Source organism: Desulfonema magnum (assembly GCF_017377395.1).
In the GTDB taxonomy this organism is placed as follows: Bacteria; Desulfobacterota; Desulfobacteria; order Desulfobacterales; family 4be13; genus Desulfonema_C; species Desulfonema_C magnum.
The window spans coordinates 7,425,001-7,438,245 of record NZ_CP061800.1; the positions used below are offsets into that span (position 1 = coordinate 7,425,001).

The 13,245-nt window shown below is 44.0% G+C and carries 15 protein-coding genes and 1 other RNA gene (1 of these 16 only partly in view); all 16 read right to left on the reverse strand.

Annotated elements, in window-relative coordinates; translation table 11 throughout:
* On the reverse strand, positions 1-312 hold the 5' end (the start) of the coding sequence (gene tyrS / locus dnm_RS28420) for a tyrosine--tRNA ligase (RefSeq protein ID WP_207680241.1). The gene continues 978 nt to the left of window position 1, outside the view; the window shows 312 of its 1,290 coding nt (coding positions 1-312); it begins with the start codon at positions 310-312; the stop codon falls past the left edge of the window.
* Between the two features lie 102 nt (positions 313-414).
* Complete coding sequence (gene rny, locus dnm_RS28425) at positions 415-1,977, reverse strand: ribonuclease Y (RefSeq protein ID WP_207680242.1); 1,563 nt, start codon at positions 1,975-1,977, stop codon at positions 415-417.
* A gap of 956 nt (positions 1,978-2,933) precedes the next feature.
* Positions 2,934-3,116, reverse strand: a non-coding RNA gene (gene ssrS, locus dnm_RS28430) — 6S RNA.
* A 225-nt stretch (positions 3,117-3,341) separates the two neighbouring features.
* On the reverse strand, positions 3,342-3,635 hold the full coding sequence (locus dnm_RS28435) for a cell division protein ZapA (RefSeq protein WP_207680243.1): 294 nt from the start codon (positions 3,633-3,635) through the stop codon (positions 3,342-3,344).
* A gap of 45 nt (positions 3,636-3,680) precedes the next feature.
* Complete coding sequence (locus dnm_RS28440) at positions 3,681-3,923, reverse strand: hypothetical protein (protein WP_207680244.1); 243 nt, start codon at positions 3,921-3,923, stop codon at positions 3,681-3,683.
* A 48-nt stretch (positions 3,924-3,971) separates the two neighbouring features.
* A complete protein-coding gene (locus dnm_RS28445; RefSeq protein WP_207680245.1) occupies positions 3,972-4,730 on the reverse strand; it encodes a sugar phosphate nucleotidyltransferase in 759 nt (252 codons plus the stop codon).
* Positions 4,731-4,973: 243 nt separating this feature from the next.
* Positions 4,974-5,384, reverse strand: coding sequence for a F0F1 ATP synthase subunit epsilon (locus tag dnm_RS28450; protein WP_207680246.1), 411 nt, complete (start codon positions 5,382-5,384; stop codon positions 4,974-4,976).
* A 20-nt stretch (positions 5,385-5,404) separates the two neighbouring features.
* Positions 5,405-6,820 (reverse strand): F0F1 ATP synthase subunit beta, encoded by a 1,416-nt coding sequence (gene atpD / locus dnm_RS28455; protein ID WP_207680247.1) that lies wholly within the window; start codon positions 6,818-6,820, stop codon positions 5,405-5,407.
* Between the two features lie 85 nt (positions 6,821-6,905).
* Positions 6,906-7,799 (reverse strand): ATP synthase F1 subunit gamma, encoded by an 894-nt coding sequence (gene atpG / locus dnm_RS28460; protein WP_207680248.1) that lies wholly within the window; start codon positions 7,797-7,799, stop codon positions 6,906-6,908.
* 73 nt (positions 7,800-7,872) lie between these two features.
* Positions 7,873-9,414 (reverse strand): F0F1 ATP synthase subunit alpha, encoded by a 1,542-nt coding sequence (atpA, locus tag dnm_RS28465; protein ID WP_207680249.1) that lies wholly within the window; start codon positions 9,412-9,414, stop codon positions 7,873-7,875.
* 362 nt (positions 9,415-9,776) lie between these two features.
* Entirely contained in the window at positions 9,777-10,322 is a 546-nt protein-coding gene (gene atpH, locus dnm_RS28470; protein ID WP_207680250.1) for an ATP synthase F1 subunit delta, read from the reverse strand.
* Between the two features lie 81 nt (positions 10,323-10,403).
* A complete protein-coding gene (locus tag dnm_RS28475) occupies positions 10,404-10,982 on the reverse strand; it encodes a F0F1 ATP synthase subunit B (RefSeq protein WP_207680251.1) in 579 nt (192 codons plus the stop codon).
* A complete protein-coding gene (locus tag dnm_RS28480; protein ID WP_207680252.1) occupies positions 10,982-11,407 on the reverse strand; it encodes a F0F1 ATP synthase subunit B in 426 nt (141 codons plus the stop codon). Before dnm_RS28480 ends, dnm_RS28475 begins: the two co-directional genes overlap by 1 nt.
* A gap of 264 nt (positions 11,408-11,671) precedes the next feature.
* Positions 11,672-12,088, reverse strand: coding sequence for a bactofilin family protein (locus tag dnm_RS28485; protein WP_207680253.1), 417 nt, complete (start codon positions 12,086-12,088; stop codon positions 11,672-11,674).
* Positions 12,089-12,127: 39 nt separating this feature from the next.
* A complete protein-coding gene (gene rodA / locus dnm_RS28490) occupies positions 12,128-13,027 on the reverse strand; it encodes a rod shape-determining protein RodA (RefSeq protein WP_337833591.1) in 900 nt (299 codons plus the stop codon).
* A complete protein-coding gene (locus dnm_RS31490; RefSeq protein WP_337833592.1) occupies positions 13,003-13,230 on the reverse strand; it encodes a hypothetical protein in 228 nt (75 codons plus the stop codon). The genes rodA and dnm_RS31490 overlap by 25 nt, the downstream gene beginning before the upstream one ends.
* Between the last annotated feature and the right edge of the window lie 15 nt (positions 13,231-13,245).

Consider the following 13,245-nt stretch of genomic DNA (forward strand, 5'->3'; position numbering starts at 1 on the left):
TTGTTTTTTTATTCCCATGACATTGCTTTCCACCATCTCTGATGTGAGCATTTGTCGCATTTCAGTTTTTCCGCTCGGATCTCCCACAAGCCCTGTCCCGCCTCCGACAAGTGCCATAGGGCGATGCCCGTGTCTTTGCATATGTGCGAGCGACATAATAGGAACAAGGCTTCCGACGTGAAGACTGGAAGCAGTGGGGTCAAAACCGATATAACATGTGATATTCTCTTTATTAAGAAACGCTTCTAATTCTTTCTCATGGGTTGTTTTTTCAATAAATCCTCGTTCATAAAGAACATCAAGCACACTCATTAGTCTAAACTCCTCCTTTTATCTGTAAAAGAGGCCGGGATATCCAAAAATTCTTCTTTTTTTGTTCCCAAAGTCCGGACCGAACCCGGGAACAAAATTTTTTTACTTATTTGCATATTCCACGGCTCTTGTCTCACGAATAACCATCACTTTGATCTGTCCCGGAAAGGTTAATGACTCTTCTATCTTTTTCACGATATCTTTACTGAGCAAAATCGCTTCTTCATCTGAAACCATCCCGCTCTCAACAATAACCCTGATTTCCCTTCCGGCCTGAATTGCATAAGAGTTAGCAACGCCTCTGAATGAATTCGATATATTTTCAAGTTCTTCCAATCGCTTAATATAATTTTCAAGCAGTTCCCTTCGCGCACCTGGCCTTGCTCCTGAAAGGCCATCTGCTGCCTGAACCAGAAAAGCGTAAACACTTGAAGGCGGGACATCTTCGTGGTGAGCTGCGACAGCGTGAACCACTTTTGGGGACTCACCGAATTTTTTGGCAAGCTTGGAGCCGATCAGCGCATGAGGTCCTTCAACTTCATGATCTATGGCTTTGCCAATGTCATGTAATAATCCCATGCGTCTCGCCATCTTCTGATTAAGTCCTAATTCAGCCGCCATGACACCTGTAAGAAATCCGACTTCGACCGAATGCTGCAAGACATTTTGGGCATAGCTTGTTCGAAATTTAAGTCTGCCAATATACTTAATTAATTCATGATGAATACCATGCACCCCTAATTCAAATGCGGCCTGTTCTCCGGCTTCTTTTATAACAGCATCAACTTCATGTCCGACCTTTTTAACAATATCCTCGATACGCGCGGGATGGATTCTGCCGTCTGAAATCAGGCGCATCAGCGATATACGCGCCACTTCCCGTCTCACCGGATTAAATCCTGACAAAATAACGGCTTCCGGAGTGTCATCTATAATAAGGTCAATACCTGTGGCTGCCTCAAGGGAACGAATATTACGCCCTTCTCTGCCGATAATGCGCCCCTTCATCTCATCACTCGGAAGCTGGACCACAGAAACAGTACGTTCCGCGACAAAATCACCGGCATATCTTTGGATCGCCGTGGCAATGATATTTTTAGCTTTTTTGTCTGCCTCTTCTTTTGCCTCATTTTCTATTCTTTTGATCAGCTTGGCCCCCTCATATCGCGCTTCGTTCTCCATGGCCCGAATCAGGAGTTCTTTTGCCTGTTCAGCGGTAAGGCCGCAAATTTTTTCAAGTTGCTTTTTCTGCTCTTCAACAAGCTCGTTATATTTCAGTCTGTCATGCTCAATTTCCTCTTCCTTCTTCAGCATTTTTTTTTCTTTGCGAGATACCTCACGCTCTCTTCGTTCGAACTGTTCATTTTTCCGGTCAATATTCTCTTCTTTCTGTATCAACCATTTTTCCTTTTTTTTTAATTCAGCCCGGGTATCTCTTGTTTCAGCGTCAAACTCACTCTTCATCTTAAAGTGTCTGTCTTTGGCTTCAAGTTTCGCTTCTTTTAAAAGGGTTTCGGCCCGGCGTTTGGCATCTTCTATTAATCGTAATCCCTCACTTTCAGCATCTTTGAGTTTCTGAGATACAATTTTACCTTTGGCCCAATAGGCAAAAGCAAAGCCTGCCACTATGCCGATCATGCCTATTAATACACTATATTCATTCATTATTTTTCTCCTTGACAAACTCAATTGATCCATATTCTTCATATTGTCGTCATATCTTAAAATATCAGATTATATAGTTCCCAAACGATTCATTCCATAAAGCAGAGAAAAAAGTCAATGGGGTGAGAAGAGTATTCAAAGACAGAAATATCCTACTTTGTCGCCCCCTAAAAATTTTCTTCAAAACAAAATTGAAAAGCGCAAAAAACCGTCATAACCAGATGCATTCATTCGAAAAAAACAAAAATCAGCAGATGCCTTTCCGAACAAATGATTGATTTTGATTTTTGAAAAAAAATTAATAAACTATAATGATTGATTTTTTGTTTGTCATGCCACCCAAATTGCCTTGTTTGCACCAGTTGCTTTCTTTTGATTTACCGTGAAAATACATTTTAAAAAGCCGGGTTTTTTATCTGAGAATATTTTCATAACCGGAGGGGGGGCGAAAAACGCGGCTTTTTTATGAGCGTTTACTTTGGCAAATTTTCTGACGTAACACTGTTTATTTTTATCAATTTTCGATGGTATCGTAAAAAATAAGACACAAGCTGTTTCAGCCTGATCATAACTAACTTATTTTACAAATAATAATCTCAAAAATCTGATTTTTCACAAAACCATCATTTTTATATTACAGCAAAACCTTTGCCACAATAAGTTTGAATTTTATCAATATATTAGCGTCTTCATAACTGAATTCACAAATATGGCAACACATATAGAAAAACCTTATGAGGTGAATTTGGGGTGAGACTTTCAGAAGAGCAAAACAATAAAAGGTATGTTATTTACTGAACTCGTGAGTCATAAATTCTCCGGGATTTCCGCGGTCGTTCTGATAACCGTCTGAAATCAATCCTCCTGAATTTTGTGAATACCTTTAAAATATCATTGTTTTCAGTTGGTTATAAAAAATTATAACTGACGAGTTACTGAAATTATAATTCTAAAAAATGACCCCCGCCACAGTGCCGTGTTGGTAGGCCTTTGAACCATGTATTCATGGTGGACACCCTGTAATTTTTTTAGGCTTTTTCTGTTCCGACAGAAACCTGCACACCAAAATCAGAGAGGGTTTCCTTTTATATAGTGTTGGCACAAAGAACATCTCCCAATCACGAACACGACAGGGGTCACACTCAATTCCGTCAATCTTATGCGTGTTTAAAGAAGTGATCCGACAGTTCAATTTTTCTTCAACGCAGAATGCCATGTATCCGGATGTGGCACTCCTGATAAAGCCATAGCCCGCAACCAGTATCCAATATCTAAAAATCGCTATCCAGTATTCAGCACCACTCAGCATTTTAACCTTATCATCATTGTTAAAGCCACACGTCATTTTGCCAGCATCACCTACATTAATACAAACATGTATCTACCAAACGTATCAGATTGTCGGATCGTTCGGATATATCTTGTAACAGCTCTGAATATTTTTTTTTCAGTTTATAGTTTTCACCGGCAATATTCAATGCAGCTAAAATCAAAATCGTTTGTTTTGTTATTATTGTTGATTTTCCTGATAATTGAATTTCAACCTTGGCTACTTCTTTTAACAGTAAATCAGCCACCTCTTTTGCTTTTGAGACTTCCGTTTCCGTTCCGAATGTGTATGACTGACCTAAAATTTCTATTGTTATAAGCTGTTCCAATGGTCTGTGGATTTTACCTTTTACGCCGCCATCCGCTTGTTTTTGTTAAGATACTTCGGTAATGTCCTTCAATCTGACCAACAAGTTGTCAATTTTTGACCGGATGAAAGCCTTTTCTTCGGCATGACCTTTTTCCACATCAGCCTTCTCTTGAAGTTCATGCTCTAGCCGATTAATTTTATTTATAAGCTGTGCATTGTCCGCTTTAAGGGACTGACACAGCTCGATTAATTTTTCAACCTTTTGTTCAATTTCTTCAAATTGTCGCAGTATTTCCTCATTTTCCAATCTTTCACCTCATATTGTTTATATAATAATCTTTCCTATAAATGAAAGTCAAGACATTTTAATTTGCCTGTCGTTTATAATGGTTTCAACCGTCATCAGATCATGAGGTGTGTTGACCCCGACAACTTCATTGGCATCAGTGCCAATCAGTACCCCGATAACTTTTTCTGCTTTATAGGCTATTTCGATAATATCCGTAAGATAAAACTCACCCTGGGCATTATCCGGCTTAACTTGTTGCAATGCATTTATTAAAATCTCCTTTTTTACGCAGTAAATACCCGTATTAATCGTTTTTATCTTTTTTTGTTCATCTGTTGCATCTGCTTCTTCAACAATTCCGACAAGATTCATTTTTTTATCAGTAAGAATCCTGCCATAGCCTTTGGGATTATCCACCTGAACCGCCAGAAGAGATACATCACGCTTTTTTTCTGTATGATCATCTATAAACTGCATAAGCGTATCAGAACGAATTAACGGCACATCTCCGCATAAAATAATGACATCTTCGATGTGTTCAGGTATGGCAGATATCGCGCACAGAACAGCATGGCCTGTGCCAAGCTGCTTTTCCTGCAACGCAAAAATAACATCATTATTTTTTTCTGAGACGACCTCCCGCACCTTCTCAGCCTGGTTTCCGATTACCAAAATGATATCATTGGTAATCATCTTTGCTGTTTCAACAACATACAAAACCATAGGTTTGCCAAGGATTTCATGCAAAACTTTGGCCTTGTCTGACTTCATACGTGTTCCCATACCCGCGGCAAGTATGATGACCGCAACCTTTTTTTCCTGCATTTTATTTTCCTTTCCGTTGATAATTGATAATTGATAAATCGCAAATCACAAATCGCAGGTCGCAAATCGCAAATCACAAATCACAAATCACAAATCACAAATCGCAAATCGCAAATCACAAATCACAAACACCTAACACCTAACACGCTTTCATATAAAAAAGGGCAAACCCCATTTTTCCGAGTCTGCCCTTTAATAAATAATATTCCCTTAATATTCAGAGTAATTGTCAAATACTTACTGTCATCTTGTTTCGCCCACCCTCATTCTGTGCATGGCTCTTTCCAAAGCCGCTCTGGCTCTTGTGAAATCTATTTCTTCTTTTTTCTGGTCATCCAGACGTTTTTGCGCACGCTCCAGAGCAGCCTTTGCGCGTTCCAAGTCTATATCGCGTCTTCTCTCGGCCGACTCTGCCAGGATGGTAACTTTATCAGGAAGTGCTTCTGCAAACCCTCCGCTGACAAATATGCTCCTTTCCTTTCCATCCGCATCTGTATAGCGGACAGCACCCAGTTTAAGCGTAGTCAGGAAAGGGGTATGGCCGACAAGCACACCAAATTCACCCAGGGAACCCGGAGCCATTACAATCTGAGCGTCCTCGCTGACAACAGATTTTTCAGGGGTGACAATTTCCAATCGTATATTTCCAGCCATTTTTTCCCCCCTATAATGGTTTATGCCTCAGCCATTTTTTTGGCTTTTTCAACAGCTTCCTCGATTCCTCCCACCATATAGAATGCCTGCTCAGGAATATCATCATGTTTCCCGTCGCAAATTTCCTTAAAAGCTCTTACCGTATCTTCGATCTTCACATACTTACCCGCTGTCCCGGTAAAAGTTTCAGCCACATGAAAAGGCTGTGACAAAAATCTCTGCATTTTTCTTGCCCGGGACACAGTAACCTTATCTTCGTCAGACAATTCTTCAATACCCAGAATAGCGATGATATCCTGGAGTTCTTTATATTTCTGAAGAATACTCTGAACCTGACGGGCCACCCCGTAATGCTCATCACCAATATAAGCAGCATCAAGAATCCTGGAAGTTGAATCCAGCGGATCCACAGCAGGATAAATCCCCAGCTCGGCAATCTGTCGTGACAAAACAACCGTACCGTCCAAATGAGCAAACGTTGTCGCAGGAGCAGGGTCAGTCAGATCGTCAGCAGGCACATAAACACACTGAACAGCAGTGATGGAACCTTTGTCAGTTGAAGTAATACGTTCCTGAAGCTCACCCAGATCAACCGCCAATGTGGGCTGATATCCGACAGCAGAAGGCATACGACCGAGAAGAGCTGAAACCTCGGAACCCGCCTGTGTGAAACGGAAAATATTATCAATAAAAATAAGAACGTCCTGACCTTCCTCATCCCGGAAATACTCAGCAGCAGTCAGAGCGGAAAGCGCAACACGGGCACGGGCTCCCGGAGGCTCGGTCATCTGTCCGTAAACCAGGGCAGCCTTAGGAAGAACACCTGAGTCCTTCATTTCATGATAAAGATCATTTCCCTCACGAGTCCGTTCTCCCACACCCGCAAACACGGAAATACCACCATGCTGCATGGCGATATTATGAACCATTTCCATCATAATAACGGTTTTGCCAACGCCTGCGCCGCCAAACATTCCCATCTTACCACCCCGAGGGAAGGGAACAAGCAGGTCAATAACCTTGACACCGGTCTCAAGCACCCGGACAGTTGTATCCTGTTCGGTAAATTTGGGGGCTTCCCGATGAATCGGCAGCATTTTGTCCTGGCTTATAGGACCCAGACCATCCACAGGCCGTCCCACAACATTCAGCACACGACCCAGCCCCGCCTCTCCCACAGGCATCATGATCGGTTTGCCAGTATCTTTTACCGACTGACCCCGCGTCAGACCGTCGGTCACATCCATAGCAATCGTGCGAACCACATTATCCCCGAGATGCTGGGCAACCTCGACAACAAGATTGTCCCCCTCATCACTGATGGCAGGATTGCTGATCAGAAGCGCTGTATAAATAGTAGGCAGCTTTCCCTGCTCAAACTCAACATCAACAACAGGTCCCATAACCTGTGTGATTTTTCCTATATTTTCTCCCATCAAATAGACCTCCGTTTGATAACTGATAACTGATAACTGATAATTGATAATTCTCAATTCCCAATTCCCAATCCTCAATTAATAATTATCCTTTCAATGCCTCCGCACCACCGACGATATCCATCAGATCCGCAGTAATAGCTGCCTGTCGGGCTTTGTTATATGCCAGAGTGAGATTCTCAATCATATCATTACACGCCTTGGTTGCATTATCCATGGCAGCCATGCGTGCGGCATGTTCGCTGGTAGATGTCTCCAGCAAACCGCTGTATATTTGAACATAAACATTTTTCGGAAGCATATCCCCCAGCAATTCACCAGGCGACGGCTCACAAATATGCTCCGCCAGGAACACACCCTCTTCTGCTTCCTCTTCTTCTTCAGCCAATTCCATAGGCGGTATCGGAAGCAGCTGCTTCAGGACAGGTGACTGCCTTGCCATGCTGATAAACTCCGAATAAATGATATAAACCTCGTCATAAATTCCGTCAAGAAAATCGTCAATCAGCTTCTGTCCCGCATTTGAAGCAACACTGAACTCAAAATTGCTTCCCACGACATTTAAATGCTCGCTTGCAATGAACTGTTTGTTATTGCGGCACCAGTCACGCCCCTTCTTACCGAAATTCGTAAATGAAACCTCCGCATCCTGTCCGGCCCTCTCTTTCAAAAACAATTCCGCCTTTGAAATCAGATTCGCATTAAAACCGCCGCACAGGCCCCTGTCGGAAGTACACAAAATGACATTTATCTTTTTTACGTCCTCACGTGGTATCAGCAAAGGGCTTGTCTCCTCGCCCGCCTTTTCCGCAAGACTCCCCAGCACATCAGCAAACTTTCCCGCATAAGGGCGAAACCCGTCCATCCTCGTCTGAGCCCCCCGCAGCCTCGAAGCCGCCACCATGTTCATGGCCTTGGTGATCTGCTTAGTCTTCTTTACCGCACCGATCTTCGTTTGGACATCTTTTAACGTTGCCATACGACCTCATAATAATTGAAAATTGAAAATTGAGAACTGAAAAATTCTCACTTCCCACTTCCCACTTCTCACTTTATAACGTGTCCTTAAATTCCTCGCCATATTCGCCCAGAGCTTTTGTCATCAGCTTGTCCAGATCATCAGTAATCTCCTGCTTGTCCGCAAGATCTGTGAAAATCTGAGGATATCTGTCTTCTATGAACGAATAAAGACCGGCCTCATATTTTGCCAGCGCATCCAAAGAAAGCTCGTCAAGAAACCCCCTCGTGCCCGCATACAGTATTGACACCTGCTTTTCCAAAGATAATGGCTGATACTGAGGCTGTTTCAGAATCTCAACAAGTCTGGCCCCCCGGGTCAGCTGTTTCTGAGTTGCAGCATCCAGATCACTTCCGAAAGCCGCAAACGCCTCAAGCTCACGATACTGAGCCAGATCAAGCCGCAGGGTTCCTGCCACCTGTTTCATGGCTTTCACCTGGGCAGAGCCGCCCACACGTGACACGGAAAGTCCCACATTAATCGAAGGTCTCACACCTGCGAAAAACAGACTCGGTTCCAGATAAATCTGTCCGTCAGTAATGGAAATAACATTCGTCGGAATATATGCGGACACATCACCGGCCTGAGTTTCAATAATAGGCAACGCCGTCAGGGACCCGGCACCCGCCTTATACATAGGACTCAGATCAGGAGCATTGTCAGCCAGCTTGGCAGACCTCTCCAGCAATCTGGAGTGATTATAGAAAATATCACCCGGATAAGCCTCACGTCCCGGAGGACGTCTCAGAAGCAGCGAAACCTGGCGATATGCGGCAGCCTGTTTTGAAAGATCATCATATATGATGAGCGCATGCTTGCCCCTGTCACGGAAATACTCGCCCATGGCGCATCCCGCATAAGGTGCGATATACTGCAACGTGGCCGGATCACTGGCGCAGGCCGAAACCACCGTGGTATATTCCATGGCACCGTATTTTTCAAGCACAGAAACCACCTGGGCAACAGTTGATTTTTTCTGACCGCATGCCACATAAATACAATAAACATCTGTGTTTTTCTGAGCAAGAATTGCGTCAATGGCACATGCGGTCTTACCGATCTGGCGGTCACCGATAATCAGCTCACGCTGTCCCTTGCCCACCGGAGTCATGGCATCAATCGCCTTAAGCCCCGTGTAACAGGGTTCATGAACACTCTTTCTGGCAATAACACCCGGAGCGACCACTTCCACTCTGGAAAACTCTTTTGCATTAAGAGGCCCCTTGCCGTCTATCGGCTCACCCATGGCCGAAACCACACGCCCCAGAACAGCCTCTCCCACAGGAACCTGTGCAATACGTTTTGTCCGCTTGACAATATCGCCTTCTTTAATATGGATGTCCTCACCCATAATGGCAACACCCACATTGTCTTCTTCAAGGTTCAGCACAAGACCCAGAATACCGCCCGGAAACTCAACCAGTTCCATGGCCATGGCTTTTTCAAGACCATATACTCTGGCGATACCGTCACCTACCGACAACACAACGCCGGTTTCACTCAGCTCGACTTTTTTGTCGTAATCTGTAATTTGTTCTTTAATGATCTGACTTATTTCTTCAGCTCTTAATTCCATTAAACCCTGATTCCTTTCTTGCATGCAAAATATGCATACGGCAAAGTTCTCGACTTAACCAAGTTGGTCATAATACCAAACAAATATGACATCATTGCCATCTTGTACACGAGCGTTTTCCCACAAATTCCTGCAGTATGATCTCGCCGCATTTTCACTGCCTGCCTCAGATCGCTTAATCAAAATCAAAGTTTATCAGACACCTTCACCGTTTCACATTGCATATTTTGCGTGTTCGGAAATTCTCCAACAGCAGTACCACCATCTTCCGATCTTATCCGCAACATCTTGAATTATTAAGCGAAATTAAAAACCTGCGAGCACAGGCTGTGATTTTAATCTGCGGGCAAACTTTTTACCGCTTATTCACCCCTTTTTAAGGATTCTCTCATATTAATCAATTGTGTCTTAATGCTCCCATCCAAAACAAGGTCCCCTATCCTGGTAACAATTCCTCCGATAAGACCGGGATCCTGTCTGACATCCAAAACAATCTCCTTGCCAGTCTTTTTTGACAGGGCAATACTAATCTTTTCAACGGTTTCTTCTGAAAGCTCAGTGGCCGAAACCAGGCTGGCACGTGCCACCCCTTTTAGCTCATCAGCCATTTTCTGATAAAAATCATTAATATTATTTAAGAATCCAATCCGCCCTTTGTCAAACAGCAAAAAGAGAAATGTCTTCACGATCCTTGAGAGTTCCAGCCTCTCCACCAGTGCCTGCAGAACCTTTTTTCGGCCGGCAGCATCGTAAAGGGGGTTACAAATTGCCTGTTCAAGTTTTTTTTCTTTTGCAATCAGAATTGAAAAACCATCAAGCTCTTCTCTGTACGTTTCCGCCTGGCCGTCCGCCTTGCCAATCAGCAGAAGCGCCTTGGCATAACGCCTTGCTATAGCTAAATTTTTCACTACGCTACCACCTTTCTACTTAAAAAAAACCTCAGCATCGTTCCCGGGTCGAAAGCACTGAGAACGAGACTGAGGTTTTCTCTACGCCACCACCTTCTCCAAGTATTCATCTACCAGTCTTTCCTGGTCTTTATCCGTAATCCTTTGCTTTACAACTTGTTCAGCCTTGATCAGGGCTTTCTCAAGTATATCCTGCTGAAGCTGTAATTTGGCACGTTCAAACTCATTTTCAATGTTCCGACTGGCCTGAACCTCCAGTTTTTCAGCAGCGGATTCCGCCTCCCTGAGAATTCTTTCCTTTGCCTCGTTGCCTTGTTTTATGTACTCAGCAACAATTTTCTCGGTTTCCTGCTCCAAAAGCAAAAGTTTCTTATTGTACTGAGCCAGTTCTGTCTCAGCATCTTTTTTTCTGACCTCCAGCTCGCTCAGTTGTTCCCGTATTCCTCTGATACGTGCATCCAGCGCCTGTGACACGGGTTTACGCAGTATCAGAAAGAGAGCGATTGCCAACACAGCAAAATTCATGACTCGGTAGGTGTCTGTGGCTATCCATCCCTTTGGTTCGGCACCATGGCCCTCATCGCCGCCCGAGCCCAGCGCCGCACCGGAAAAAAAGAACAGAACCGATACCATAAGACATATTATTACCGCTCTTTTCATCAGACAGCCCTCCCCAAAATTTTCTTACCGATATCACGTGCAAATGTATCAATCTCTTTCACCAGAGAATTTCTCACACCCTCTGCGTCTTTTGCAATTTTTTCCCGAACTTTTGCAAGTTCGGCAGCAGCCTTTTCATTAATCTTCCCCACGATCTCTTTTTCTTCATTCTCGGCAGCCTGAACCATAACATCCTTTTCTTTCAGCCCCTTTGCCCTGGCTGCTTTCATACCGGAAGAAAAAGCATCTGATTTCTCTTTTGCATCTTTTTGGGAAAGATCAATATCCCGCTCAAGACCTGTGACTTTTTCTTTTCTCTGACGCAATACATTTCGGATAGGCTTATACAAGATTGTATTCAAAATCCATATCAAAATGAGGAAATTAGCAATCTGTATAAAAAGGGACCCATCTATACTTACCATACAATATCCTCCACCGAATAAAATGATTTAAAACACCGCATGACATTAAAAAAATACACCCCAGACACACCTGAATTCTCCATCGTTCCCCTTTTTTGTGCCGTAAATAAAGAGGCTGTGAAAATCTGAGCATAAAAACGGTTTTCTTTATTTATCAATAAGGTATGCCGTTTGCTCATTAATTCATGGATAATCCGGGCTAAGTTTTATATCCTGATATTTGTAACATCAAGTTTCTCAATTTGTCAAGTTTTTTGAAAAATATTATTTCTTTTTCGGCTCGTCAGTGATTGCCAGCTTTTCAGAGGAATCCGGGGATTTTTTTTCAAAAACGGTTTGCTGTCCTTTCATGCCGCAGTTTCCATTAAACACCGCCCCCGTGTCAATTGAAATCATAGGTGCCTGAATATCACCGACAACACGGCCCGGGGGATAAACCTCGATCCTGTCCTTGGCATCTATGGTGCCGTTGACCTCCCCCATAATAATAGCCCCGTCAACAATAATATCCGCATTAATCACAGCCTTCTCACCAACAATGACCGTACCGCCGTTACTGGTAATCCTGCCCCTCACATTTCCGTCCAGCCGTATGGTCCCCTGAAACTCAAGCGTCCCCTCTATACTGGAACCATAACCCAGAAACGTGGAAATCGAACCCACCTTTTTCTTCCTGCCCATACCTCCCCCCGGTAAAAAAACAAACCCTGAAAACCAGACCTATTCCATCAGAAAGCGCCTCATACTCACATTCATCAGAACACCGACACACATCATCACAGTAATCACAGAAGACCCCCCGTAACTGATAAAAGGCAAAGGAACCCCCACCACCGGCATCAGACCCGTCACCATAGCCACATTAATAAAAACCTGCCAAAAAATCATAGCCGTCACCCCCACCGAAACAATCGTGCCAAAAGGCTCCCTGCACCCGTGCGCAACATTCAGCCCCCACACAACCAGCATCAGAAAAAGAAAAATCATAAAAAAAGAACCCGCAAACCCCAGCTCCTCAGCCAGCACCGAAAAAATAAAATCCGTATGCTGCTCAGGCAAAAAAGAAAGCGCGTTCTGAGGCCCCCTGCCCAGCCCCCTCCCCAAAAACATCCCCGACCCAATAGCAATCTTGGACTGAATAATATGATACCCCGCACCAAGAGGATCCAGATCAGGATTCAGAAACGTCAGTATCCGCTGCTTCTGATACCCCTTAAGACAAAACCACACCAAAGGCCCCCCCGTCACCGAAATAAAACCCAGACAGACAAACAACCGTTTCTCAACCTTCACAAAAAGCGTCATGGAAACAGCAATCAGCAAAACCACCATCGCCGTCCCCAAATCAGGCTGCCTCACAATCAGCATAAAAGGAACAGCAACAACAACAAACGGCCTGAAAAGCTCATAAAAAGTAAGACCATTCACATTTGCAACCCTCGCATAATACCGGGCCAGCATAACAATCACCGCAAGCTTCACAAACTCCGAAGGCTGAATCGAAACAACCCCCAGTCCCAGCCATCGCCTTGACCCCCCCGCATACTTACCAAAAACCAGAACACAAACCAGAAGAAAAACAGAAAACCCGTAAATCACATAGGCCCATTGCTCCAACAACTTGTACTCACACAAAAGAAAAACACCAATAATACCCCCCCGGCTCCGTACCAAAGCACCTGCCTCACCACCAGCAGCTTCCGCGGCGCATCAGACCCCGCGGTCACAGCCGAATATAACACAACCAGCCCCATGCACCCGAGAAGAAACATCAGCCCGAACAAACACCAGTCAAAACGCTGAACAAACGGTCGGTCAAACACAGACAGCCTCCTGAA